Source organism: Parachitinimonas caeni (assembly GCF_030129945.1).
Classification (GTDB): domain Bacteria; phylum Pseudomonadota; class Gammaproteobacteria; order Burkholderiales; family Chitinimonadaceae; genus Parachitinimonas; species Parachitinimonas caeni.
Genome location: NZ_JARRAF010000032.1, coordinates 1 through 25,122, shown reverse-complemented (window position 1 = coordinate 25,122; position 25,122 = coordinate 1). Strand labels below are relative to the sequence as shown.

20 protein-coding genes and 1 riboswitch are annotated in these 25,122 nt (G+C 60.9%); of the genes, 10 read left to right on the top strand and 10 right to left on the bottom strand.

All coding sequences use genetic code 11. The annotated features are described in order from the left end of the window. Positions 1–62: 62 nt before the first annotated feature. On the top strand, positions 63–1,829 hold the full coding sequence (locus tag PZA18_RS19080; RefSeq protein WP_284102467.1) for an alkaline phosphatase family protein: 1,767 nt from the start codon (positions 63–65) through the stop codon (positions 1,827–1,829). Positions 1,830–1,948: 119 nt separating this feature from the next. Then, a riboswitch (yybP-ykoY riboswitch) is annotated at positions 1,949–2,125 on the top strand. A 14-nt stretch (positions 2,126–2,139) separates the two neighbouring features. Beyond that, the gene (locus PZA18_RS19075; protein ID WP_284102466.1) at positions 2,140–2,709 is read left to right on the top strand and encodes a TMEM165/GDT1 family protein; all 570 of its coding nucleotides are present in this window, start codon (positions 2,140–2,142) and stop codon (positions 2,707–2,709) included. A 371-nt stretch (positions 2,710–3,080) separates the two neighbouring features. Here the strand turns inward: PZA18_RS19075 and PZA18_RS19070 are convergent, their stop codons facing one another. The 7 genes from PZA18_RS19070 to PZA18_RS19040 form a co-directional block, all read right to left on the bottom strand. Continuing rightward, positions 3,081–3,482 (bottom strand): DUF1801 domain-containing protein, encoded by a 402-nt coding sequence (locus PZA18_RS19070; protein ID WP_284102465.1) that lies wholly within the window; start codon positions 3,480–3,482, stop codon positions 3,081–3,083. A gap of 16 nt (positions 3,483–3,498) precedes the next feature. Beyond that, positions 3,499–3,963 carry a hypothetical protein gene (locus PZA18_RS19065; RefSeq protein ID WP_284102464.1) on the bottom strand — a complete coding sequence of 155 codons (465 nt, stop codon included), beginning with the start codon at positions 3,961–3,963 and terminating at the stop codon, positions 3,499–3,501. An 88-nt stretch (positions 3,964–4,051) separates the two neighbouring features. Beyond that, a complete protein-coding gene (locus PZA18_RS19060) occupies positions 4,052–4,525 on the bottom strand; it encodes a HEAT repeat domain-containing protein (protein WP_284102463.1) in 474 nt (157 codons plus the stop codon). A 40-nt stretch (positions 4,526–4,565) separates the two neighbouring features. Beyond that, positions 4,566–5,090: a GrpB family protein gene (locus PZA18_RS19055; RefSeq protein ID WP_284102462.1), complete on the bottom strand. Its 525-nt coding sequence runs from the start codon at positions 5,088–5,090 to the stop codon at positions 4,566–4,568. Further along, positions 5,087–5,368, bottom strand: coding sequence for a TfoX/Sxy family protein (locus PZA18_RS19050; RefSeq protein ID WP_284102461.1), 282 nt, complete (start codon positions 5,366–5,368; stop codon positions 5,087–5,089). Before PZA18_RS19050 ends, PZA18_RS19055 begins: the two co-directional genes overlap by 4 nt. 120 nt (positions 5,369–5,488) lie before the next feature. Further along, the gene (locus PZA18_RS19045) at positions 5,489–6,538 is read right to left on the bottom strand and encodes a hypothetical protein (RefSeq protein ID WP_284102460.1); all 1,050 of its coding nucleotides are present in this window, start codon (positions 6,536–6,538) and stop codon (positions 5,489–5,491) included. Next, positions 6,535–6,957 (bottom strand): nuclear transport factor 2 family protein, encoded by a 423-nt coding sequence (locus PZA18_RS19040; RefSeq protein ID WP_284102459.1) that lies wholly within the window; start codon positions 6,955–6,957, stop codon positions 6,535–6,537. The genes PZA18_RS19045 and PZA18_RS19040 overlap by 4 nt, the downstream gene beginning before the upstream one ends. Before the next feature lie 174 nt (positions 6,958–7,131). Here PZA18_RS19040 and PZA18_RS19035 point away from each other — a divergent pair, with 174 nt between their 5' ends. From PZA18_RS19035 to PZA18_RS19010, 6 genes are all read left to right on the top strand, one after another. Beyond that, complete coding sequence (locus tag PZA18_RS19035; RefSeq protein WP_284102458.1) at positions 7,132–8,112, top strand: lipin/Ned1/Smp2 family protein; 981 nt, start codon at positions 7,132–7,134, stop codon at positions 8,110–8,112. A 100-nt stretch (positions 8,113–8,212) separates the two neighbouring features. Beyond that, positions 8,213–8,998, top strand: a complete 786-nt coding sequence (locus PZA18_RS19030; RefSeq protein WP_284102457.1) for a DUF2310 family Zn-ribbon-containing protein — start codon at positions 8,213–8,215, stop codon at positions 8,996–8,998. A 328-nt stretch (positions 8,999–9,326) separates the two neighbouring features. Beyond that, positions 9,327–18,857 carry a non-ribosomal peptide synthetase gene (locus PZA18_RS19025; RefSeq protein WP_284102496.1) on the top strand — a complete coding sequence of 3,177 codons (9,531 nt, stop codon included), beginning with the start codon at positions 9,327–9,329 and terminating at the stop codon, positions 18,855–18,857. Next, positions 18,854–19,888: a ParA family protein gene (locus PZA18_RS19020; protein WP_284102456.1), complete on the top strand. Its 1,035-nt coding sequence runs from the start codon at positions 18,854–18,856 to the stop codon at positions 19,886–19,888. The genes PZA18_RS19025 and PZA18_RS19020 overlap by 4 nt, the downstream gene beginning before the upstream one ends. Further along, positions 19,885–20,550 carry a YcjF family protein gene (locus PZA18_RS19015; protein ID WP_284102455.1) on the top strand — a complete coding sequence of 222 codons (666 nt, stop codon included), beginning with the start codon at positions 19,885–19,887 and terminating at the stop codon, positions 20,548–20,550. Before PZA18_RS19020 ends, PZA18_RS19015 begins: the two co-directional genes overlap by 4 nt. Positions 20,551–20,578: 28 nt before the next feature. Beyond that, on the top strand, positions 20,579–21,433 hold the full coding sequence (locus tag PZA18_RS19010) for a hypothetical protein (protein ID WP_284102454.1): 855 nt from the start codon (positions 20,579–20,581) through the stop codon (positions 21,431–21,433). A gap of 59 nt (positions 21,434–21,492) precedes the next feature. Here PZA18_RS19010 and PZA18_RS19005 read toward each other — a convergent pair whose 3' ends face one another. Next, positions 21,493–21,861 (bottom strand): hypothetical protein, encoded by a 369-nt coding sequence (locus PZA18_RS19005; RefSeq protein WP_284102453.1) that lies wholly within the window; start codon positions 21,859–21,861, stop codon positions 21,493–21,495. Between the two features lie 143 nt (positions 21,862–22,004). Here PZA18_RS19005 and PZA18_RS19000 point away from each other — a divergent pair, with 143 nt between their 5' ends. After that, positions 22,005–22,781 (top strand): substrate-binding periplasmic protein, encoded by a 777-nt coding sequence (locus PZA18_RS19000; protein WP_284102452.1) that lies wholly within the window; start codon positions 22,005–22,007, stop codon positions 22,779–22,781. 118 nt (positions 22,782–22,899) lie between these two features. Then, positions 22,900–23,673, top strand: a complete 774-nt coding sequence (locus PZA18_RS18995; RefSeq protein ID WP_284102451.1) for a substrate-binding periplasmic protein — start codon at positions 22,900–22,902, stop codon at positions 23,671–23,673. Positions 23,674–23,717: 44 nt separating this feature from the next. On the opposite strand, the gene PZA18_RS18990 is transcribed toward PZA18_RS18995, so the two are convergent. After that, on the bottom strand, positions 23,718–24,257 hold the full coding sequence (locus tag PZA18_RS18990; protein ID WP_284102450.1) for a hypothetical protein: 540 nt from the start codon (positions 24,255–24,257) through the stop codon (positions 23,718–23,720). Then, complete coding sequence (locus PZA18_RS18985) at positions 24,254–24,700, bottom strand: glycoside hydrolase family 24 protein (RefSeq protein WP_284102449.1); 447 nt, start codon at positions 24,698–24,700, stop codon at positions 24,254–24,256. Before PZA18_RS18985 ends, PZA18_RS18990 begins: the two co-directional genes overlap by 4 nt. Between the last annotated feature and the right edge of the window lie 422 nt (positions 24,701–25,122).

Sequence of the window (25,122 nt, the reverse complement as noted above, 5' to 3'; positions counted from 1 at the left end):
CACGCCAATGCCATGATGTGGCGGCAAGCTGTGCACTCCTACACCACACAGGGAGATGCACGATGTTGTACAGAAGAAAAGCAGCCGCGCTGGTTGTTGGCGGACTGCTATGTACCAGCTCATTGGCCATGGCAGCCCCCAAAGTCTTGCTGGTTGGCATAGATGGGGTGCAATACCAGAAGTTGCTGGCCACCTCACCCAGCCAGTTGGCTCGTTTGCACCACACGGCCACGTTTACAGGCGGCGTCAAAGGCACAGGTCTGGAACAGGCGACCGTCAGCGGGCCTGGCTGGTCAACCATCCTTACCGGCGTCTGGGCCAATAAGCATCGCGTCTACAGCAATGACTCCGATCTGGCCGATCCTCGCTTTCCCAGCTTGTTCAAGCGGATTCGCGATGCCCGGCCAGATGCCTATATCGCCAGCATCACCAACTGGGCCAGCATCAATCAGCGTTATTTCCGTAACGAGGTTGGCAGCAACAACCTTAATCTCAGTGGACTCAACGACGAAGCCGTTACGCAGAAAGTCGTCGAAACTCTGAAAACCACGCCTGCCGATTTTGTGTTCGTTCACCTCGACGACCCCGATCACGCAGGCCACAGCAGCTGCTTCGGCAGCGCCTATGACCGTGCGTTGCGCGACAGCGACCGACGGCTAGGCCAGATGCTGGATGTCGTCACCGCCCGGCAGGCACAAGGTGATGACTGGCTGGTACTTGTCACCACCGATCATGGCCGCGATGCGGCAGGTTGTGGTCATGGCGCGCAGACCCCGAATGAAAAGACCAGCTTCATTGCCAGTAACAAGCCGTTGAATGCCGAGTTCAACCAGTATGTCGATACGCTGGAAAACCGTGATTTTGATGGTATCTATGGTCGTCCTGCCCAGACGTCGATTGCCCCAACCATCCTGCGCCACCTAGGCATTACCTTACAGCCAGACTGGTTGCTCGATGGCACGCCGCTACTGGGCACCACCGGCGTGCGCAAGCTGATGCCGGCACGCAACGCCAATGCCGACTTCACTTGGTTCGCCAATACGGGAAGCCCTGTCCTGATCCGACGCAACGGCACACTGCTTGCCTCAGTGCCGGCCAGCCAGATGTCCTGGCGCGACCCTGCCGGTCTGAGTGGGTTGGCTGACTACAGCCTTGAAATGGATGGCACACCGATTGCATTGCGGCTGAACCGACGTGAGGTCAGCGCCACACTGGATTGGGATATTGGCCGGTCTTATGTCTTCCTGAATGGTGGCGAATATGTGCGCTACAACCAGATTCTGGATCGGGCCGATACGGGCTACCCACGTGCAGTGGATCAATCCAACTGGCCCGGACTCGCCCCATATACAGACCAGATCGTTGCCGGCTTCAGCAAAGATGCCAATATCGCCTACCTCTTCCTGTCTGACGGTCGCTATATCCGCTACAACAAGTCGGCCGACCGCGCCGATGCCGGGTATCCACAGCCCGTGAACGACGCCAACTGGCCGGGGCTTGGCGCCTATGGCACACAAATCCGCGCCACACTGCGCTGGAAAGGTGACAAGGTGTATTTCTTCCTGCGGGATGGGCGATATATCCGCTACGACCTGAAAAACGACCGCATCGACCCGGGTTATCCCGCAGCCGTCAACGATGCCAACTGGAAAGGTCTAGGCGCTTACGGCCGCGATATTGTAGCCGCCGTCAAATGGAACGACAGTCGCGCCTACTTTTTCCTGACAGATCGCCGATATATCCGTTACGACATTGCCAACGATCGGGCTGAGGCGGGCTATCCCAAGGCCGTCAATCACAACACCTGGCCGGGCATGGGTGTCGAATAAGCGCTAGGCTCACCAAGCCCGGATGGCAAGATGCATCATGCCATCCGGGCAGCTCAGGCTCATGCCCTGTCGAGCCCATAGCGGCCGTCTGGGCAGCTTGCCAACATTACGGTACAATTCACATTGTCTTTGGGGAGTAGTCAACCCGCATCCTCAGCGGGGGCCATCGTCAACATACTTGCCAATCCTGGCATGGCGATGGCAGCAGCAAGGTCCACCTTGCCGCCAGACAAGACCGATGACGCATCTGACCGGCACGGGGCCGCGGCAGCTTGCGTCCTTGGTATGTCCGGCCCCTGAAAGTCCTCTCGTGGAAGCCTTCCTCGTTTCAACCGGCATCGTCGCCCTGGCCGAAATCGGCGACAAGACCCAACTACTTGCCTTGTTGCTGGCTGCACGCTTTCGCAAACCTGTGCCAATTGTGGCCGGCATTCTGGTCGCCACCCTGCTCAACCATGCAGCGGCAGGGGCAGTCGGCGCCTGGGTACTGACCCTGATCGGGCCAACCGGCTTGCGTTGGGGCCTGGGCCTGTCTTTTCTGGCAATGGCCATCTGGATGCTGATCCCTGACAAACTGGACGACGGCGATACGCGCCTGCAGGAACGATTTGGCGTGTTTGGCGCCACGCTGATCGCCTTCTTTCTGGCTGAAATGGGTGACAAAACCCAAATCGCGACCGTCGCGCTGGCGGCGCGTTATCAGGCATTGGGTCCGGTTGTGGCGGGCACCACCATCGGTATGCTGCTGGCCAATGTGCCAGCCGTCTGGCTTGGGGAAAAAGCGGCGAATGCCTTGCCGGTACGCTGGGTACACGCAACAGCCGCCTTGCTGTTCGCCGGCCTTGGTATTGCCGCCTTGATGGGCGTGGGCACCCGCTGATTCAGCTTGCTTGGCCGCAGCCTCATGCACGGGTGACCACGGTTTGTCGATGCGAGGCCGGTGACGGGTAAGGGGCTAAAGCCCCAACCACCCCGCATGGCAGGGTAAGCGCGGTTTAGCGAGCTAAATAAATAAGCGAACCTAACGACGCTCCGCCTCAAAATTCGACCCCGGCCTTGCGTGGCTGTCGCTGCAAAGCGGCTTACAGCCACGGCATCTTCCTGGCCGAGACGCAGGATTTCGCCGGAAAACAGCCAGGCCCTGCGTTGCAGAATGCTTGCATAGCATGACTAGGCTGCACACTCTGCGCCTTGCTCCTGACTGTTTTCCGGCGAAACGCGATCTGCAAACCTTACCTCAACCGAACCTAGCTATCCGCTGCCATGCAAACGTCGCCGCATATCTTGGTATGCCTGGCAGATCAACTGCTGCAGCGCCTCGTCATCTACACGCTGCTCCGGCCGGATTTTCACATGGCGCATGAATTTGCCGGTGCCCTGCAGCAAACCGGCCGGATCGCTCAACTCGGCCCCAAGAAAGAAGCCGACATTGATGTGCGCGGTATAAATCGCGACATAGGCAAATGCAGCGTCCTCCACACAGGCGGTTGGCTGACCATCGTGCAGCAACACCCTGACATCGTCGCCACATGACTGCATGCAGAAAAACCAATGCCGGGCGATATCACCTAACGAGCCCGATTGCGCTTGCAGCCAGGCCTCAACAGCAGGCATCTGCCGCGCAGCCAGCGGAAAACGCATCAATCGGCTCACGACAGTGGGGTCCTGGTCAGGGGATGCGGCGGAGTTTGACCAGCTTGCTATTCCAACCATCGATAGCGGCCTTGCCGTCCACCCCGGTTACGGTGATGTTGACAAGCCAACCCGACCGCTCATAGCTCAGTGCTGGGTAGGGGCTGACGCCGGCGGGTGGGGTTTCATGGACGGCCTTGTCAGGATCGCCGGCTACCGCTTGCCACTTGGTGCCGGGGGGCGACGACATCTTGCGCCACATCTCGGACGACGGCGCGGCCATCGGGCCTGCGTCGATCCAGAGTTTGATACCGTTGGCCTTGTAAGTACAAGCCTTGCCCAGAATGCCGTTTTCCGGCACGCCTGCAGCAAAGGACTGGCCCAGCTGGGTTTTCAGGTAGTCCGGGGCAAAGGGGCACTGCGGCGCCGTGGCAGCCTGCGCCATCGCGGCCGCGCCTGCGGCAACTATCGTCAACACCAGAGCCAAGGGCTTTCTCAACATACACACATCCTCCAGCTGAAGTTAAACAAAGGGTTCCAATAGAGATAAAAAGCATTTGGGCCGACCGATGACTGGCAAACAATAAGGCCTAATCGTCCGTTGGCGCTAACAACCAGGCAGCGCGTTTGTTGATGTCGGTTGCCAGACGCGTCAAATAAGGGTCGTCGCGAGCAAATTGACGGGCATAACGGGTACCCAGGGCACGGTCGATCTGGTAAATGGCATGCAGGGCATCACCACGACAGTAAACGCTTTCGCCCTGGTTCTTGAGAATTCTCTCCAGCACGGGCAATGCCCGTCTGTCTTGAATGAAGCCCAGCGCACCAAGCGCATAGCGCCGGCGCTTCATGTCGCGATGGGCAACCGCTTCGACAATGGCAGGCGTCATGGCTGCACCCGCCGCAATCAAAGGATCATCAATCTCCGATTCATGATCCGCCTCGACGTAAAACACTTGCCACACCTTGGCAAAACGCGGTCCACCCGTCCGATATTCGACTTCACCCGCCATACACGCCCCACCCAGCATCCCGAGCAGAGCAAGACACCATCGCAACTGCATATGCCTACCTTTCGACAACATGACCTCTGCCCAAAATTCATCAGGCAGCGCGTTGTTGCAAAAACCAGTCCATCGCCAACGCTTCGTGTTGCCGGATGAACGGGTCTTTGCCATCCATATAGGCCGTCCGATTCAGCGGATACTGGCTTGCCAATTGCTGTTTCAACCGGCCATAAGCCTGCGCCACCTCTGGGTGCGCATTCATGTAATCACGAAATGCCAGGTGCCGGATAAAGCCGTGACTACCCGCTTGAAAAGCGTGGAGCTGATGGGAGCGCGCCCCGGACGGCGAATCTTTACTGAAGTAGCGACGTCCGGGAATTCCGAACTCTCCCTTCGCCTCGTAACCCAACGCCATGAGGACGCCAGCCTGCTGGTCCAGCACCTGCAGATCGCCAACCGCCAGCAGCATGTCGATCACGGGCTTGGCATGAATACCCTGGATAGCCGTGCTGCCAATGTGGTGAAGGTCCAATACCACCGCCCCCAGGGCTCGGTGGATCTGCTGTGCCTCCTCTGCAAATTGCAGCGCCCAGGCCGGATCGTGCGGAACAACCAGAATCATTCGGTGATACGTCCTTTCAAGTATTCATCCAGCGCCAGCAGCAAACTGGTGCGATGCAGCCGTGCCACCTCTTGCCAGGGCACGCCGCTCAGGGCGGATTCCAGTGCCCACAACAGATTGAGACTCGCACGCGGATTGGCCTGCTTGACCTGCACATACACCGCCACAGCCCCAAGCTGCTGTAGCTGCGCAACCGTAGTAATGCCCACCTCGGCCAGCATGTGCGCAGATTTGGGTCCTAGCGACTTCAAATCTCCGATCAAAACGGTCTTATCCATGATCCCTGACTATTCCCAGAAGATGCGAAGCATGCCCGACACAAGCCGCCTGGCGGCGCCCTATCCGGACTCGATTATCGTTCTGCTTCCGATCACGCAGAGCAGAGTTTTGAAGCAACACTATCTGCCCTGAAAACGCCGCACCTGTGATTTGCCGAGCGGGCTAAGAAAACCGGCGATGGCGCTATAGGGAACCTCGACTTCCTCAATGCAGAACTGCAGCGCGTACGGCGCAAAGGGTTGGAACACCATCCCGGACGATGTGGGCCACACCATGCTGGCAGAAAACTCCAGAGAGTCGATGCACGCTTCATCGTATTCGCTGCCCGACCGATACCGCTTGATTAGCGTACGCCAGAGCTTGGAATCCCTTGAGATGGATTGCTGGTAATCCGCTGTCAGCCAGGTCGAGATGTCTACTTTCTGGCCAGTCTCCAAATCATATGTCATCGCCCCCGACCCGGAATATGGATGTGCGCCGCCACAATATCCGGATGATTGACTGCCGATCACAACATAAGTCCGGTTCCAGGCGATCACCCTCCACTCGCTGGTGTTTTCATAAGAGTGCTGCTCTCCCTGCATCCAGCGCCCCTGTGCTCGACACTGAATATCGTTATCCAGCGCGGCAAGGAAATCCTGCATCAGCGTCTGATTGATACGAGCTAGCCCGGCCCCGTTCCCGACCAAACGCAGGCCAAGATGCGAGGCATGCTCTGCGACGGCGATGCGCTCATAACGGTTTGCCCCGAAGCGCAATCTTTCCACCAGCCTGGGCCTGACCGCCTCGAATCTTTGCCGGGAATAGGTTTCTGCGTTGGCGGCATACGCCGTAATCTGCAGCCTGCGCTTGCCGTCGGCCGCCTGCCACTCGCCGATCAGTTCATCACCGCGGCAGGTGAGGGAGAGATAGGCCGTAACCCGGCCTTTGGGGTCCACCTCCTTCCATTGCGCAACGCTAGGCGCATCCCGTATCAGCAACAGATCCTCCATTTGGTTTCGGTAGTAGTAACGCCCGCCGATCTGACTATCTGCGCCGAGCGACTCGAACGCGATCATTACCGGAATATCCCCCACCTTGCCTTTCCAGATTCGTGTCAAGCAATCATCACCCAAGGCAGGGAGCGCAGCCCCGGTCAGCGCCAGCACCAGCCAGAATCGGCAGATCATGATCCCTTGCCCTGCGACGCGTTCACTGCCGCAGCCGCAAACGGCGCTGTCGGTGTGCCCTGATGAAATATCATCTGCCAGCCAGCATCAGTGCATTGCCAAAGCGAGCTTCTCAGTGCGTGGCGCATCAATCCCTGGTCGGCATCGAGGTGGGCCGATTTGTATACAAGCAGCGCAGCGTTACCTTCCCGCAGGTGCAGTCGATAGTCCTGCGACCAGATCCGGGCTGACCCTTCCGTGCGTTCAGACTCCAGCAACTGAATGATCTGAGCCTTGTTATAGGGCGTACCCGAGCGACCAATTTCGAAAAAATCCTCGTGAATCAGTCTGGAAACCATTGCTGCATCCGTTCGCTTTTCAGGCTGATGCAGCAAGACTTCCAGTGTCTGAAGATGTAACAACAATTCATCGTCGTTCATTTGCGCGTTATCCAAGACCAGATCAGTGACCTTTACCGAATACCGCAACCGTGCGTCAAGTCCGTCTCGCAGGCCCAAAGCAAGCATTTGCTTGCTTTAACGACATTGTCATCTATCTTTTGCATGCTGCCTGCCTCTTGGCAGCTAACTTTCATAACAAGGGAGATTTGACTGATGCAACGTGCACTTTGTCTAGCTATGGGTTTGGCTATTACCACCATGACAGCTTCGGCGATGGCCGCCTGCCCGGATTACCAGACCCCGGAGAACCCGCCCGCAGCCCCGCAGGCGCCCCGTCAGGGCTTCCGCCACTTTGGCAGCAGGCTGCTGGCCGGCCTCTACAAGCCGACGCACATGATGCATGACGTGATGGTAGCCAGCGGCCAGCCCATCACTCTCGTTGGCAAGTTCGATTACGACCCGGTTTTGCATAAAGATCTGGAAGATGAGCGGATTCATGTCTACGTCTACGGTACCGGCATGGCTGGCTGGGAGTATGCAGGCAATCGGTTAACCGATCGTGACGGCAAGATCTATCTGGACATCGGCACCCGACCCGTTGGCGACTACCGGGTCAGGATGGTGGTGGAAGGTGACGGCACCGTGGCCGAAGGCTGGCTGAGCGTGGTTGAAAAAGGGCGCGAAGCTGTCTTGTTTGACATTGATGGCACCTTGACCATCAACGACTTCGAAGCCTACGCCGACTATGCCGGCCTGAAGACGGCCACCCCCTATTACTATGCGCCCGAGGTTGTCCGTGCCTATCAGCAGAAGGGGTATCAGATCATCTACCTGACCGCTCGGCCTTACTGGGTCACCCGCGATGCCCGCGAGTGGTTCCCAAAAATGGGCTTGTTGTCATGGCACTATCACAGCAATCCGTATGGCGGAGGCCCGATTCCACCGAATACCGAGCAATTCAAGACAGATTACGTGCGCTACCTGCGTGACACCGTCGGCCTGAAGATCATCCGTGCCTATGGCAACGCCACCACCGATATCTCCGCCTATGCCAATGGCGGGATTGCCAAGGCGGACACCTTCATCATCGGCCAGCATGCTGGCAAGAACGGGACCAACGCCCTTGGCGGTGACTACACCTGGCACTTCAGCCAGGTCGTCACCCCGACACCCAACGCGGCCTGCAAACGGTAAGCGCAGCTGATAGGCCCTTCCAACCACCAATCCAGCGGACGCAGGGTGGGTAGTTGGGGGGCTGAGCCGATCAAACCATTCCTTCTGAAGAGTCAGACCGATGCTGGTTGTGCAAATTGAATGCCTCACCGCCAATTCAATCGAACGGGACCAATGGTCTGACCTGATAAATGGTTATCTGGCCGCGCTACGCATGAATGGCCAGATTTGCGGTAAAGAATGGCCCATTCTGTTCGACTCAACCGTAGAGACTGCCCAGCGCTGCCAAATACGCGCTTACTGCAAGACCACCCAAGCGCTTGCTAATCAGCACAATGGGTCATATGTGCGCAAGGCGCTTGGGCAGCTGGCTCAATTCGGCATTTCCACTACCTGGCAGATTCTTGGGCCGGATCTAGATGGGCTACCGGTATGTGCCTGTACTCAGCCTTCAGCCTATGTACTCTTCACCACCTATTTATCGCTTGAACCTCCAGTGCGATGTCTGGATTGCTGGGGCGCGGTCCCGCTCTATACGCTGCCGCTACTGCCCAGTGGCGAATATTACGAGCTTGTAACATGGCAGTCTGACTACCAGTCCTGTGATGCCCTGCAAATGAACTGCAGCATTCTGGAACGCACTGTCACCCGCGAACTCTCCCGGCCGGACAGCGCATTATCAAAGCAAGGCCGTGCGCTGTGCCAAACAATGACGACACTCACGGGCAAACCGTTTTACTACTACCTCTATCGCGCGAGCGGCCGCAGCCATGCCTCTGAAATGAAGCGCCACTGCCCCGGCTGCGGCGACCCATTCACCCCATATCAACAGCCGCACCAAGTTCTTGATCTTCAATGCAATCGGTGTCAGCTCTTTACCAACATCGGCTGGAACGTCAGGCGCTAAGTATTGTTTCAAAGCTCGGTGTATCGGAAAAATCCATCAATAACATCCACCACTCAAAGCCATTGCTCGCCAACATCCCTCCCGACAAATTCCCACAATCTGTCCAACACGCCACCCCTGTCGTTCATACCAAAGCCTGAAGTCGCTCGATTCAAGCGGCTTGCGGGTTTGACCAAATGAATTGATGAGCTATGACTAAGCCGGGGATAGCCGCCGGCACCAGGCGCTGTTGACGTTTTGTTTCCACTCTGCAAGCGAAACGTCCACAGCCCCTGACAGCCTGTCGGCCCCCGGATCAAAACAACACACGCGGGAGCTCTCTGTGACAATGCCTTTGAACAAGAAAAATCTGCATGCCGTTGTCGAGCACTTTCTGGCTGCGGGGGAGGACAGGCCAGCCGTTGAACAAGGTCAGCGGCGCTACAGTTACCGGCAGCTGGGGCTGATGGCCAACCGGTTGGCCGCACAACTGCAAGGCGCAGGCCTGCAGACCCAGCAGATCGTTGGTCTGGCCATGCCCGCCAGCATTGAGTACCTAGTCGCCATGCTGGCCAGTGTGAAGTCGGCGGCCATATTTCTGCCGCTTGATCTGGCGACCCCGCCATTGCGACAGGCCCAATTGTTCGGGGTGGTCTCGCCAAGCCTGTTGCTATATCGGCCGCAAGATGAATCGGCCGCGCGCCAGATGGCTGAGCAATGTGCCGGCGGCGTGACACTGCTGGCCGTCGATCTCGCCGCCCTGCTGCAACAGCCCGCCTCAACCGCCGACCAAAGCCCGCCCTTGCGTGCGGGGGATGACGACACGGGTTATCTGATCCAGACCTCGGGCAGTACCGGCGTGCCGAAGCTGATTGCCGGCCGCAACAAGGGCATCTCGCATTTCGTGCATTGGGAAGTGGCAGAGCTGGGCCTCAACGCTCATACCCGTGCCAGCTGGCTGGCCGCGCCCACCTTTGATGTCAGCCTGCGCGAGACCTTCGCAGTCCTGCTGGCAGGTGGCACCTTGGTTGTGCCCGAGCCCGCCGACCGGGCCGATAGCCATACGCTGGTGGAGTGGCTGGACGCTCGCCAGGTCACGCTGCTGCATTGCGTGCCCAGCCTGTTCCGGCTGATCACCCGCAGTGTGCGCGATCTGCAGCGTCCCCCTTCACAGTTGCAAGTCATCGCACTGGCAGGCGAACCCCTTTACGGCGCCGACGTCACACACTGGCGCGAAGCCGCAGGGGCGCAAGGCTGGCTGATCAACCTCTACGGCCCGTCCGAAACCACGCTGGCCAAGATCTTCCACCGGGTGGATGGCGAGGAATACGCCGCCGGCGCCATCGTGCCGCTGGGGCAACCTATCAACAACACCGCCATTCTGATTCTGTCCAACGGCCGTCTGTGCGATATCGGCGAGACCGGTGAAATTCATATCCGCACACCGTTTGCCAGCAATGGCTACTACCACGACCCGGCCGCCACCGATGCCGCCTTCATCGTCAACCCGCTTGATGAGAACGGGAGCGACCGCATCTACAAGACCGGCGACCTGGGGCGCTATCGGAGTGATCGCAGCATCGAATTTGTCGGCCGGGCCGATCGTCAGGTGAAAATCGACGGCGTGCGCATTGATCTGCCCGAAATCGAAGGGGTAATGCGCAACTGGCCCGGTATTGGCGAAGCCGTCGCGCATGCCTTCCGGCTAGCTGATGGCAGCAACAGTCTGGTGGTCTACTTCACTCTGGCCGGCAACGTGCCACCCGGCGAGGCCGCAGCCCGGCACAGCGATGCCATGCGTGCTCATCTGGCACAGCAGTTGCCAGCCGGCATGCTGCCGGGCCATGTGGTCTGCCTTGATGACTTCCCGCGCAACCTCAACGGCAAGATCGACCGGCGCGCCCTGCCCCGGCCCGAGGCATTGCAACTGGGCGACAAGGGTTTTGTGGCCGCGCAAGGTGACATCGAAACCGCGCTGGCGACACTATGGGCCGAGGCACTGGCGCTGGATCGCGTCAGCGTCGAAAGCCCCTTTCTGCACATTGGCGGCAATTCCTTGCGGGCGATTGGCCTGCTTGGCCGCATCAACCGCCAGTTCGGCGCCGCCCTGACGCTGCGAGATTTCTTCGAGAACGGCACCATTCGGGCACTCGCCCAGCGCCTGCAAAATCAGGAAGCAACCAGCGCGCCCCCCATCGAACCGGCCCCGCAGCAAGCTGATTACCCGCTCACCGACGCCCAGAACCGACTATGGGTACTGTCGCAGCTGGATGGCAACGAAGCGCTCTATCACAACCCGGAATGGCTGGAATTGCACGGCGAACTGGACATCGCCGCGTTACGCGCCGCCTTCCAGCTATTGGCTGACCGGCATGAGTCGCTGCGCACCGTCTTTGAGATTCACCACGGCGAAGCCCGACAGCGTGTCTTGCCGCAAATGCCAGTGGCCTGGCAGGAAATCGCTTTCGACCCGAGTCATGACGACCAGACGCTGGCAGACAGTCTGGCGCAGGAAATCGAACGTCTGAACCACCAGCCTTTCCATCTGGAGCACGGCCCGCTCTGGCGGGTGACACTGTTGCGCCAGCGCGCCGACTGCCACCACCTGCTGGTGAATATGCACCATCTGATCTGCGATGGCTGGTCGATGGCCATGCTTAATCGTGAGCTGGCAATTGCCTATCGCGCCGCCCGACAGGGCCACACCCCCGACCTGCCCCCCACGGCCCTGCAGATGCGGGACGTCGCCCACTGGCTGTCCCGGCAGACAGCCGGTGCCGGTGCGCTCGCTGCGCATCGTGATTACTGGCGTAGCCGCCTGGTCGATCTTGATCAACGCGCCATGCTGCCCACCCGTCCACTCAACGATGATGCCCCATTGGCCGCTGGCAGCGTCACGCTTGAGTTGCCAGCAAGCCGCGCCAAGGTGCTGCAACAGTGGCTGGCCAGCCGCGAGATCAGCCCCTTCATGGGGGTGGCTGCCGCGCTGGCGGTGTTGCTGCAGCGCTATGGCGGCAGCGACACCGTGATTTTCGGCACGCCGATCGAGGGTCGCAGCCACCCACAGCTGGCGCAGGTGGTCGGCTTCTTCGTCAACACCCTGCCGCTGGCGCTCAAACTGCCTGCGAATCTGAGCATTACCGATCTGCTGGAACGCAGCCGGCGCGCCGTGACCGAGATGCACGCGCATCAGGACTACCCGTTTGAAAAACTCGCCGCAGAATACGGCAATGTGCGCGACCCGCTGCGCAATCCACTGTTTGAAGTCATGCTGGCCATGGAGCCAGCAGCCGATGATTTTGTGCTCGATGACATCAAGGTTCACCCACACCCGCTGCCAAGTAGCCAAGCCCGTTATGACCTGACCTTGCGGCTGGCGGTGGGCGAAGCCGGCTGGCAACTGCACTTTGACTACCGGCAGAGCCTGTACCCGCGTGAGTTTGTCGAAGGTCTGGGCCGACATCTGGTCAACCTGCTGGTCGGGCTCATGCAGTATCACAAAGGCACGATTGCCGACCTGCCGATGCTGACGGTTGAAGAGGAGCAGACTCTCACCTGGATGGGTCGTGGCCCGTTGCGCGACATCCCGGCAGGCAGCCTGCCCGGCCTGTTCAGCGCCCAGGCCGCCCGCACCCCCGATGCGCCCGCCCTGCGCAGCGATGACGCCTGCCTGAATTACGCCACGCTCGATCGTGCCAGCAACCAGCTGGCGCAGGATCTGATTGCCGAGCACGGCGTACAACCCGGACAGGTGATTGCCGTACTGCTCGAACGTTCGCTGGAATGGCCGATTGCCTTGCTGGCCACACTGAAAGCCGGCGCCATCTACCTGCCATTAGACCCACGCCAGCCGGATCAGCGCCTGCTGGAGCTGATCGCCGATGCGGCAGCGCCCCTGCTGCTGAGCAGCCCGGCACTGCTTGCCCGCCTGCGCGAGGCTGGCCTGCCGGCAACCGTAACGGGCGTCAACGCCCGCATCGTGGATGGAGGCTGCGACACCGCCCCATACCCGCATCTCGACCCGGAAGCCGCAGCGTATCTGATCTACACCTCCGGCTCGACCGGTAAACCCAAGGGCGTGCTGGTGCCGCACCGGGCATTCATCAACATGATCGACGACCAGATCAACGCGCTGGACGTCACGCCACAAGACCGGATCCTGCAATTTGTCTCACCCGCCTTCGATGTATCGCTGTTTGAAGTGTTTCTGGCCTTGCTCAGCGGCGCCACACTGGTTCTGGCCAAGCGCGACGAAACCGCCACGGCACCCGGCTTCTCGGCCGTGCTGCAACGTCACGGTGTCAGCATCGCTGCCGTCACACCGGGCTTTCTGAATACCGTTATCGACCTGCCGCTGGCACCACTGCGCATGATCATCACTGGCGGCGAGGCCCCGAAGTGGCCGGACGTGGTGGCCGTCCGCCAGCGCGGCATCCGTTACATCAATGCTTATGGCCCGAGCGAAACCGCTGTCTGCGCCGCTTTCCATGAGGTCAGCGACTTCGACACCGCAGCACCTTTGCCGCTCGGCCGTAGCACCGCCAACTGTCGCCTGATGGTGGTGGCCCCCGATCTCAGCCCGGTGCCACTGGGCGTGCCGGGGGAACTCATGATCGAAGGCGCCGCCGTGGGTCTGGGTTATCTGGGCCAAAGCGGCCTGACCGAAGCGGCATTCAGCCAGAGTGGCAGCGGCGTGCGCCGTTATCGCACCGGCGACCGGGTAATCCGGCAGGCCAACGGCGCCTTGCATTTCCTGGGTCGGGTCGATGGTCAGGTCAAGGTGCGGGGTTATCGGATCGAAACCGGCGAGATCGAAACTGCCTTGCGTCGTCAGCCCGGTGTCGCCGACGCCCGCGTCATCACCCGCAAGCTGGGCGAAGATCTGGCGCTCGCCTGCTACTGGCTGGCCAACGACCAGGCCCCCACCGACGACGACGCAGCCAGCCGGCAAATGATGCAGGCTCTGGCTCGCCAACTACCTGACTATATGGTGCCGCGCCTGTTCTGCCGACTGGCACAGTTCCCCCTCAACAGCAACGGCAAACTCGACATTACAGCCCTGCCCGAGCCGCGCCGGCTGATGACCGCGCAGGACAACAGTCCGCCGCAAGGTCCGGTCGAAACGGCACTGGCCCAGCTCTGGGCCGAGATTCTCGACCTGCCCACGGTCAGCCGGCATGCCGACTTCTTCGATCTGGGCGGGCGCAGCCTGGCCGCCAGCCGGCTGGTTCTGCGGGCCAGCCGCAGTCTGCAACGGCCAGTCAGCCTGCGCGATCTGTACACGGCTTCGACCCCGGCCGCCCTGGCTGCCCGACTGGCCGGACAAGCAGAACTCCCGGCCACGCCACTCCCCAGCCTGAGCGACGAAGATCGGGCGCCCCTGGCGCCGATGCAGCAACGGCTCTGGGTGCTCGACGGCATTGGCCAGAGCAGCGCCGCCTACCATATCAGCGGTTTGACCGCGATCTGGGGCGAGCTGGATCTCGTGGCCCTGCGCGCCGCCCTGCGGGATCTGGTCGAGCGGCATGATGTCTTGCGCAGCCGCATCGTGCTGGTCGATGGCCAGCCACAACAGCAGGTTGACCCGGTTGCCGATGTCGAATTCGTCGCCATTTCCGGTGAGCTGCTGGACGACACCGAGCGACGTGAGCGGTTGATTGCCTTCCGCGACCGACCCTTCCGGCTCGCCGAGCAATGGCCGCTGCGGGTGATGTGGTGCCACACCGGTCCACAGCGCGGACTGCTGTTGACCGTCGTACACCATATCGCCGCCGATGGCTGGTCGATGCCCCTGCTCAGTCGCGATCTGGCCAGTGCCTACACGGCACGGCTGCAGCAGCAGGCCCCCGACTGGCCAGCCCCGACAGCCCGCTACCGCGAAGTCGCCCACTGGTGGCGGCAGGCACTCGACAGCGGTGACTTCGACCAGGACCGCGACTACTGGCACCAGCAGCTGGCCGGCCCCCTGCCGACACTGAATCTGCACACCGACTATCCCAGACCCGCTGTACAGGGATTGCGTGGCGCGACCCTGCGCCTGCCGCTGCCGGTCGCCAGCCGCCGTGCCCTGCAGCAGCTGGCCCAGCAGGCGCAATGCAGCGAATTCACGGCTGCGCTGGCCGTGTTGCAGGCGCTACTGTGGCGACTGTCCGGGCAGCAGGATCTGATCATCGGCGCCCCGGTTGCCGGTCGCATCCATCCGGCCGCCGAATCGCTGGTTGGCTGTTTCGTCAACACCCTGCCCTTGCGGGGCCAGCTTGACCCCAGCCAGCCATTCTCCGACTGGCTGCTGCAAACCAAACAGACCGTGCGTGACGGCCTGCTGCATCAGGCTTATCCGTTTGACCGTCTGGTCAGCGAGCTGGCACTTGAGCGCGACACGGCACGTTCGCCGCTGTTTGATGTGATGCTGTCCGTCGAACCCCTGGCCGGCGCCACCCCGTTGCCAGGGCTGGTGACCGAGGCGGCAGAGTTGCCGCGCCTCGGCTCGCGCTGCGACCTGTGCTGGATGTTGAACATCGGGCAGGATGCCGCGCTCAACCCCGGCCATCTCGATCTGGAATACGACAGCGACCTGTTCAGCGAGGCCACGGCACATCAGCTTGGCCAGCGTCTGTTCCAGCTGCTCGAAGCCGCCGCCGCCACACCCGAGCGCCCGCTGGCTACGCTGGACTGGCTGGGTCAGCGCGAACGCCACTGGTTGCTGCACGAGCTGAACCCCGTATCACCTCCGCTGCCGGAAGGCACCGTGCTGGCGCAGTTCGAACATTGGGTGGCCCGCACGCCTGCGGCCCCGGCACTGATCAGCGATCGCCTGCAGCTCAGCTATCGGGAGGTCGATCTGGCGGCCCAGGGCTGGGCCCAGCAGATCCTGCTGGAGCTTGCCGGGGTCTCGCCGATCGGGCGCACCATCGCCTTGCAGTTCGAGCGTGGGCCGCAGTGGGTCGTGGCCGTGCTGGCCATCCAGAAGCTGGGGGCCGTCTACCTGCCGATCGAAGCCGACGCGCCGGCCGAACGCTGTCACTTCCTGCTGGAAGACAGCGAAGCGGTGCTGCTGCTGCATGACCAGCCCCGCCCCTGCCAGCACGGCCTGGTGATCCCGCAGTTGCGGCTTGGCGAATTCCGCCACGCGGTGGGCAGTGTTGCGAGCCAGCCACGACGGGCTGATGATCCGATCTACCTGATGTACACCTCGGGCTCGACCGGCCGGCCCAAAGGCGTGGTCGCCAGCCAGCAGGGAGTGCTGCGCCTGGTGAACGACTGCCGCTATTTCGCACCGCGCAGTGGCGATCGCATCCTTCAGCTGTCGAACTATGCCTTCGATGGCGCCACCTTCGATCTGTATGCCGCGCTCTGCCACGGCCTGGCCCTGTGCCTGCCCGACCGCGATACGGCGCTCGACCCGCTGGCGCTGGGCGCCTTTGTCGAGCGACATGGCGTCACACTCACCTTTATCACCACCGCCCTGTTCAACCAGTGGGTGCAGGCCGACATGCCGTCGCTGGCACGTCTGCGCAAGGTGTATTTCGGTGGGCAGGAAGCCAATCTGCCACAGGTGGAAAAAGCGCTGGCCGCCATGCAGCGCAACGATGCGTTGGTCCATGTCTACGGCCCGACCGAAGCCACAACCTTTTCAACCTTCCACCTTATCCACCCGGCTGATTTGAGCGGCCGGCACCCTCGCCTGCCCATCGGCCTGCCGATTGGCCACACCACCGCGCATGTGCTGGATAAGCACGGCCAGCCCCAGCCAGCTGGCGTGCCGGGAGAACTGTACCTTGGTGGTCCAGGGCTGGCACTGGGTTACCTGGGCCTGCCGGATGCCACCATCGAGCGCTTTGTCAGCCTGCAGCTCGATCCGCTACTGCCGCCAGAACGGCTGTATCGCACCGGTGACCTCTGCGTGCGACGCAACGACGGGGCCATTCTGTTCCTGGGCCGGCTCGATGGTCAGGTCAAGGTAAGGGGTTATCGGGTGGAGCTGGGCGAAGTGGAGCAATGCCTGCTGGCCTTTGCCGGCATCGAACACGTTCACGTCATGCCGCGCCAGACAGCGCTGGGCAATACCGAACTGCTGGCTTACTACACCGTTGCAGGCGGGCTGACGGTGGATGAACAACGCCTGCACAGCTGGCTGGCTGAACGCCTGCCGGCCTATATGCGACCCGCGCACTGCGTGGTGCTCGATCGCCTGCCCCTCAACCGCAACGGCAAGGTGGACCGCGCCGCGCTGCCCGCCCCGTCGCGTCCGGCGCCGACTGCCCTTGCCCACCAGCAGGCCGCCAACACCCCGCAGGAGCAAGCGCTGTGGCAATGCTGGAGTGCCGTACTCGGCCGGCAGGATTTCGGGGTGGATGACAACTACTACTCCCTGGGGGGCGATTCGATTCAGGCCATCCAGATCAGCGTCAAACTGCGCGAGCTGGGCTATCAGCTGAAGGTTACCCAGCTGATGCAGACGCCGACGATTGCCGCGCTGGCACCGCTGTTGCAGGCCAGCCAGCGTGAGTCGCAAGCCCTCACGGCTGAAACCGGCGATGCGCCGCTGCTGCCGGTTCAACACTGGTTTGTGGCGCAGGGCTTTTGCCATGCCAACCACTTCAATCAGTCGGTACTGCTGCAATGCCCGGCCGGGCAGGCCGTCGCCACCCTGCAGGCGGCGCTCGATACCCTGGTCGATCACCATGATGCCCTGCGGCTGCGGTTTGGCCATGCCGACAGCGGATTCTGGTCGCGCTTCGAGCCCCCCGGACAGCCCGCTGCGCTCGCCGTTGTCGATGGCAACCTTGCCACGATGGCAGACGATATCCAGCGGCGTCAGCGCAGCCTGCAACCGGCCACGGCACCGCTGTTCCAGGCCGTGCTGTACCGGCTGGACGATGCCAGCTGCCGGCTGTTCCTGACCGCGCATCACTGGGCGATTGATGGCGTGTCCTGGCGCATCCTGCTCAGCGATCTGGCGGCCCTGCTGCAAGGCCAGCCCCTGCCGGCACGCAGCCATTCTCCGGCCGCCTGGGCCCGCCGCCTGAGTGGCGACAGCCGCTTCCTGGCCCAGCAGGCTTACTGGCAGCAGCGCCAGTCCTGGCAGGCAGGTCGTCTGCCCGACCTGCGCGAGCCAGCCAAGCCAGCGCCGGTGTCAGCACGGCTGCAGCTGGCCTTCTCGCTGGATGTCGCCGCGACCGAGGCTCTGCTCGGTGACTGTCACCATGCCTATCAGACCCAGGGTGACGAGCTGCTGCTGGCCGCCTGGCTGCATACGCTAGCCGAGGTGCAGGGCTCGCCGATCTGCCGGATCACCCTGGAGGGCCACGGCCGGGAGGCGCTGTACGACGACATCGACCTCTCCCGTAGCGTCGGCTGGTTTACGGCAATGTATCCGCTGACCGTCCACTTCAACGGCGAAGGCTGGTCGATGCGCATCCGCGAGACCAAGGAAGCCTTGCGGGCTGTGCCGGATCGTGGCCTTGGCTACGGCGTACTGCGCTATCTGCGCCACGATGCCGTGCTCGATCAGGGCGCACTGGCGCAGACCAGCTTCAATTATCTGGGCCGGTTTGATGACCGCTCGCCGATGCCTCTGGCGCCTGAATCAACCGGCGATGAGATCAGCCCGGATACCCGGCTGCCGCATGCGCTCGACCTGACCGCCGAAGTCAAGGCGGGGCAGCTGCAACTCCGGCTGGTCGGCGACAGCGGCCGCTATCCAGATGGTCTGTTCGTGCGTTTGCGTCAGCAGCTGGAACGCAATCTGCACGCGCTGATCGCCCACTGCCGGGACTGCGACAGTCCGCAACTGAGTCCCAGTGATGTGGATTTCGAGGGGATGGACATTGCCGCGCTGGATGCCTTCCTCGACGATCTGGGGCAGGAAAAGCTGTGAACGCGGCAGCCGATGCCGATCTGACAGCACAGCCCCAGGCCGGGCGGCGGTTTGCCGTGCCACCGCTCTTGCTGCGGGATCTGGCCGCCCTCACCGGGCAGGATCTGGCAGCCCTGAAGGCGCAGACGCAGGAGGATGAACGGGTAAACCTGGGTGGTGGCCGGATCGGCCTCACCCCGGCCTGCCTGCGCCGCTTACGGCCCCATCTCGGCTGGCCAGCCGCCCCCGCCGTGGTCGCCCACATGAACCTGAAAGGGGGCGTGGGCAAAACCACGCTCACCGTCAATGCCGCCACCCGCGCCGCACAGTTCGGCTACCGTTGCTGCGTGCTTGATCTGGACCCCCAGGCGTCATCCACCCTGGCCTTGCAAGGCGATATTGCCGACGAGCAGGCCGTGTTCGTCGATATCTGGCAATCGCCCGAGCAGCTCGATACAGCGCTGATCACGCTGGACGATGGCTTGGCACTATTGCCCTCTTCGCTCGACAACAGCTTGCTGGATGTCGCGTTATCGCACCCCAAGCAACAGCGCACCGCAGTACGCCAGGTGACGACGCAGCTGGCTGCGCTGGGTTATGAGCTGGTTTTCATCGACTGCCCGCCCGCGCTCGGCGCAGCGGTGATTTCGAGCTTCTGTGCCGCCAGCCAGGTGGTGATTCCGGTCGGGGCCGACGCGTACTCGCTCAAGGGCATGCGCCTGACGCTGGGCGAAATGCAGGCGATTGCCGAAGCCTTCAACATGCCTGCCGCCACCGCCCGTGTCGTCTTCAACCGCTTCGACCGCCGGGAACGACTGCATCTGTCGGCCCTGGCCAGCCTGCAACAGATGTCGTCGATCAGCCTGCTCGCCAGCGTATTGCGGACCAGCAGCCAGTACGCCCAGGCGCTGGCCGCAGGCGTCTCGGTATTTGCCGACTCGCGCCAGAGCGTGGCGGCAAGCGATGTCGATGCCTATGTGCGCGAGTTATTGCAACTGGATTCTGCTGAAGGCTTCACCGCCCCACAGGATTCCCCCGGAGACCCCTCATGAGCGATTCCCAGAAAAAACCCCCGCGTCGTCGCCTTTATCAGAATGACGACACCGAAGACGTGCTGCTTGATGGTGACAGCCCGGCAAGCAGCGCAGAGGACAGTGCCTCGACCCGCCAGCACAGCCAGCGCGCTGGACAGACCGAAGTCAAGGAAGGGGAGTTGTTGAGTGCAGACGGCCCCAGCCCGGTGCTGGCCGCCGAAGCCGCCTACCGCATCGCCAGCGAGCGTGAGCTCGCACTGCGCCGCTGCGCGGAAGACATCGTGCGGGAGCATGCCCTGCTCGCCGGTGCCACCATGGCGATTCCAATTCCGTTACTCGACACTGTGGCTGGCTTTGCGATTCAGCTGAAACTGGTCAAGCGTTTATCGGAGCTGTATTCGGTGGACTTCAGCGAACATCGTGCCCGTGCCCTGCTGGCAGCTTCGATTGCCGGCATCTCGACCGGCTGGGCCGCCGGCAGTGCCTTGACGGCCGTATCGCTGGCCAGCTATTTCACGAGCTTTGTGCCTTCAGCGGTGGTCGCCTCGGGCCTGACGTACGCGCTGGGCCATGTATTCATTACCCACTTTGAAAACGCCGGCACGCTGGATGATCTGGAAGCCCGGCAAATCGTCGATGCGGTAGCCCGGCAGCAAGCCATGCGAACCCGTACCGTATAGCGCACCTCCCGCAACAGGGGCTCTGAAAATGCCAAAAAAAGCCGCTTTGATCAGCATCCACGGTATGGGCCGCACGCTGCGCAACTTCGATGATCACCTGCTGATCGAACTCGAAGAGCGCCTGGGCGACAAGTTTGCCAGCCTGCATATCGGCAAGGTCTACTATCAGGGCCTGATGCAGCCGAATGAAGACCGGTATTGGAAGGCCGCCAACCGTCATCTGAAATGGGAAGATCTGCGCAAATTCCTGCTGTTCGGATTTGCCGATGCTGCCGGCCTTGAGAACGGCAAGGAGTCTCCAGATAGCGTCTACAGCCAGACCCAGCAGCTGATTGCCCAGGCGCTGTGGAAGGCCAGGGCCGCCATGGATGGCGACGGTCCGGTCGTTATACTGGCGCAGTCACTGGGAGGACAGGTGATGTCGTGCTATTTCTGGGATGCCCAGAAGGCCGCCGCCGGCACGGCGGTGAAGGTGGGTATCTGGCAGGACATCCAGCGGTTTGCCCATGCCATTGGTGGCGGGGATGCCCTCAGTGCCGACGAACTGGCCTTCCTGCAGGGCCGATCGCTGAACACCCTGTTTACGACCGGCTGCAATATCCCGCTGTTCGTTGCCGCGCATGACCCGCAGGACATTGTGGCCATCCGCCCCAACCCGCAATTCAAATGGCACAACTTTTACGACAAGGACGACGTACTGGGCTGGCCACTGGCCGAGCTATCGGACTCTTACCAATCCGTCGTCACAGATCATCGCATCAACGCGGGCGACGGCATTACCGGCCTGATCCTGAAAAGCTGGAACCCGCTGGCTCACAATGAGTACTGGGGTGACACCGACGTGCTGGAACCCCTGACGGAAGCACTGGATGCCTTGCTCTAGGCGCTACGGGTTTTGTGTCCCGAGAACATTTTCTGGCGTCCCCCAAAAAGCAGGGTCGATCAAGCCCGCAAGGTCTTGATGTACTCGACAAAGGCTTTGGCCTTCTGCCGGTCTTTTCTGGCAATACCCAGCCGGCAGCGGCCACTTTTCGCGTGCGGAAAGCCGATAAGCAGGGACATGCTGAATACCTGGACATTGCAAGTGGCCAGCAAACCAAAAAACCGGACATCGTATTCGACACCCGCAAGCTGCTGCAGCGGAATCTCATATTGACGAATCTTGCCGCGCAACCAACCTGTCAGCGCGTCCCGCAATTGCAGCTCGATATGCAGCGCTTCGCCGTCACAGTGCAACAAGCCATGACACTTGACCAGCCCCTGATACAAATCAGCCATATGAAACGGAAGCGTCGATACGGTATGGGTCATCTTCGGGGATCTTGGCGAGGGGAAACGGCCAGTCTACCCAAGAGCGCCCGCTTCCGGTATGCCTGTCTGCGCCACCCGTAATCCGGATTTAGCCGTCTATAGTGAATCAAGCCTGGGCATTTCATTGGCTGAGGGAGTGGTTCATGAACGGCGCGATCAGAGTCGTCCTGGTCTATGGGATGCTGGCAGGACAAACCTTCGCTTGTGAAATCCGCTTTGCTCTGGGAGATGATGAAGCGATGCCCTATCGGGCGGGTGCGGGGCCGCAGGTGCGCGGTGACAAACCCGGAATCGCCTTGGAGCTGGTCGAGCAGGCCAGCCAGGCCATTGACTGCAAAGCCGTTTTTACCCGCCTGCCAAGCAAGCGCGTCTTGGCCGAAACGATTTCCGGCCGGTTCGACGGTAGCTTTATGTATTCCTATGACCCTGACCGGGCGCGCGAACTGGCCTACCCGATGAAACAAGGCGCCGCAGATGGCAATCGGCGCATTGCCACATTGTCTTACTACCTGTATCGCCGCAAAGACAGCCCGGTGGACTGGGATGGCAAACAGATTTCGGGGGTCGTCGGCAATATCGGGGTCAATCTTGGCTGGTCGATTTCCAAGGATCTGGCCGCCAAAGGCCATGGCATTGAAGAGGCCTTGGGGTCACAGCAAAACTTCAGCAAACTGGCAATGGGCCGGATCGGCGCCTATGCCACACAGGATATCGACGGTGATTATCTGCTGGCCGCCGGTAAATTTCCGCAGATCGAACGACTCCCACAGCCCCTTAACACCAAGCACTATTTTGTGGTGTTCAACCAGCCCTTTGCGCGCAGTAAACCAGACTTGGTGGAAAACTTCTGGACCCAGCTTGGCCTGATACGCGAAAAACAGTTCGGCAACCTGCTGAAGCGCTATCAGGCAAATGACTAGGCTCTGTTGACGTTTTGTTTCCGGTCGCGCCAGGCTTCAACAGGCCGCTGCCGGGGCTGGCAGCGTTGTGGCTGACGTCTAATATGAAAGAACACCCTTGATGCAAAAGGGATTCCTCATGCGCATCCGATTCCTCGCCCTTGCCCTGTGTGGTCTGCAGGCAACTGCCTCTGCCTGCGAACTTCGCTTTGCGCTGGGCGATGGGGAAGTCCTGCCCTATCTGGCGGGCAACGGCTCGCAGGTTCGTAGCGAACGGCCTGGCATTGCCGTGGAGCTGGCCGATCTTGCCAGCCAGGCCATCGGCTGCAAAGCAGTCTTCAACCGGGTACCCACCAAGCGGGTGCTGGCCGAAACCGCCGCCGGCAAATATGAAGCAGGGTTCATGTACTCCTACGACCCGGAACGGGCAAAAGAGCTGGCCTACCCGATGAAGCAGAGTGCGGTCGACAGCAGCCGGCGCATTGCCACCCTGTCTTACTATCTCTACCGGCGTAAAGACAGCCCGGTGGACTGGGACGGCAAACAGATCACAGGTTTGAGCGGAAATATCGGCGCCAATCTGGGCTGGTCGATTGCCAAGGATCTGGCCGCCAAGGGCTATGGCGTTGAGGAGGCGCCGGGGCCGGTCGCAAACTTCAACAAATTGGTTCACGGCCGCATCGGCGCCTTTGCCACGCAGGACATTGACGGCGACCCGGTTCTGGCCCTTGGGAAATTTGCCCAGGCCGAGCGCCTGTCCACGCCACTTTCCACCAAGCATTACTTCGTGGTGTTCAATCTGGCTTTTGCCCGTAGCAAGGCCGAACTGGTGGAAAATTTCTGGACGCAGCTGGGTATTCAACGCGATAAGCAGCTGCCAGCCCTGCTGAAGAAGTACCAGGCGGACGACTGACTTCGCCTACCCGGTAGCGCAAGCAGCAGCGGTGGCAAACGACATCAGAAGTTGAGGCCCTGTAGCGTTACGCCCGCTTCCATCACGGCAGTCAGCCCCAGTTTGCGGTAGAGCGCATCGTAGCGCTTGTCCTGACGCTTGAGTCCCGCACTCAGCGGGCGACCATCCGGTGCGAACAGCCGGGTCCACTCCTTGGACTCCCCCGCGCAGGCACCGCGCTCTTCGCCAAAGCTGCAGGTATAGGCCAGCAAGAAGTACTGCTTGCCATCTTTGGCCTTGAGGCAGGACCAGCCGGTGACAAATCCATCCAGCACAGCGGTATTCCCGAGCATCTTCTTTTTGACCAGACGGCCATCGTGCGGCAACGGCAGCGCCTCGCGGCTGGCCTCCGGATGCAGCGTCAAGGTCTGGCGTTTGCATTGGCGGCTGGTGTCCGTCGTCAGCTGACAGTCACTCTCGACCACCATCTCGGCCTTGGCACAGTAGAGGCTTTCCTGCTTGGACATGAACACCCCGCCCTCTGCAACAGCGGATGTGGCACTCAGGGCAAGGGCCAGGGTAAGGATGGCAGCGTCTGATTTCATGGCTTGCTGAATTCCGCAACGTACTCGTTAAACTTGGCTTTGGCTTCCGTCATTTTCATATGCGACTGCTTGGCGCCGGGCAAAGAGGTCCATTCATTGCGCAGTTTGGGAATGGCGTGATCCAGATCGCCCGCCAGCACATAATCCAGCGCCCCCCGCTGCTTGATTTTCCAGACGGCGTACTTGTCCTGCGAATCGGGTGACATATCGGTGAGGATGCCGAGGTCTTTCGCTTCCTTCCAGCTGCTGTGCAGAATCTGATACGCCCCGGCTGCGGTTGAGCTCTTGCCCCATTTGGTGACGAGCTTGTTCGGGTGTTTCGAGGTGTCGGTAAAGGTTCCGCCGCCATACATCACCGTATAAACGCCACCATCTTCGCGCTTGTGCTCGGCAAACCGGATCAATTTAAGAAACGCCTTGAGGTTGATATCTGGTTGATTCATCGTCGATTCTCTTTATTCGATTGAGTCTTTATCTGGGCGCCGTCAATGCGTGGCGAAGGGGTTTTACCGCAATCAACCGGTCGATCTTAAAATTCTATTGTCATGAATACAAGGCCCATCATTTACCTTTACGAATCATCGTTAATGCTTATTACAGAAGCCTTTCAAGACCACCCCACCTTGGCGTTGATTGAATAACAGGACAACGTCCTGCGATGTAGAACATAAAAGTATTTATTGTTTTACAGTTTTAAGTTTTTATCTGGATTGAAATATTTTATTTGCCTGACATCCTTTAGGCTCTGTTGACATTTTATTTCCGGATCGCGTTTCGTCGGATTTGGGCCTGATGCAAGGCGAAAAGCGCGCCGCTTAGTGGGCTAAGCAAGCGATTTTTAACACCGCAGCAGGCCCAAATCCGT

Coding starts and splice junctions, on each gene's coding strand:
- PZA18_RS19080 (WP_284102467.1), top strand. CDS start 63: ATGTTGTACAGAAGAAAAGCAGCCGCGCTGGTTGTTGGCGGACTGCTA.
- PZA18_RS19065 (WP_284102464.1), bottom strand. CDS start 3,963: ATGTTGAGAAAGCCCTTGGCTCTGGTGTTGACGATAGTTGCCGCAGGC.
- PZA18_RS19060 (WP_284102463.1), bottom strand. CDS start 4,525: ATGCAGTTGCGATGGTGTCTTGCTCTGCTCGGGATGCTGGGTGGGGCG.
- PZA18_RS19055 (WP_284102462.1), bottom strand. CDS start 5,090: ATGATTCTGGTTGTTCCGCACGATCCGGCCTGGGCGCTGCAATTTGCA.
- PZA18_RS19050 (WP_284102461.1), bottom strand. CDS start 5,368: ATGGATAAGACCGTTTTGATCGGAGATTTGAAGTCGCTAGGACCCAAA.
- PZA18_RS19045 (WP_284102460.1), bottom strand. CDS start 6,538: ATGATCTGCCGATTCTGGCTGGTGCTGGCGCTGACCGGGGCTGCGCTC.
- PZA18_RS19040 (WP_284102459.1), bottom strand. CDS start 6,957: ATGAACGACGATGAATTGTTGTTACATCTTCAGACACTGGAAGTCTTG.
- PZA18_RS19035 (WP_284102458.1), top strand. CDS start 7,132: ATGCAACGTGCACTTTGTCTAGCTATGGGTTTGGCTATTACCACCATG.
- PZA18_RS19030 (WP_284102457.1), top strand. CDS start 8,213: ATGCTGGTTGTGCAAATTGAATGCCTCACCGCCAATTCAATCGAACGG.
- PZA18_RS19025 (WP_284102496.1), top strand. CDS start 9,327: ATGCCTTTGAACAAGAAAAATCTGCATGCCGTTGTCGAGCACTTTCTG.
- PZA18_RS19015 (WP_284102455.1), top strand. CDS start 19,885: ATGAGCGATTCCCAGAAAAAACCCCCGCGTCGTCGCCTTTATCAGAAT.
- PZA18_RS19010 (WP_284102454.1), top strand. CDS start 20,579: ATGCCAAAAAAAGCCGCTTTGATCAGCATCCACGGTATGGGCCGCACG.
- PZA18_RS19005 (WP_284102453.1), bottom strand. CDS start 21,861: ATGACCCATACCGTATCGACGCTTCCGTTTCATATGGCTGATTTGTAT.
- PZA18_RS19000 (WP_284102452.1), top strand. CDS start 22,005: ATGAACGGCGCGATCAGAGTCGTCCTGGTCTATGGGATGCTGGCAGGA.
- PZA18_RS18995 (WP_284102451.1), top strand. CDS start 22,900: ATGCGCATCCGATTCCTCGCCCTTGCCCTGTGTGGTCTGCAGGCAACT.
- PZA18_RS18990 (WP_284102450.1), bottom strand. CDS start 24,257: ATGAAATCAGACGCTGCCATCCTTACCCTGGCCCTTGCCCTGAGTGCC.
- PZA18_RS18985 (WP_284102449.1), bottom strand. CDS start 24,700: ATGAATCAACCAGATATCAACCTCAAGGCGTTTCTTAAATTGATCCGG.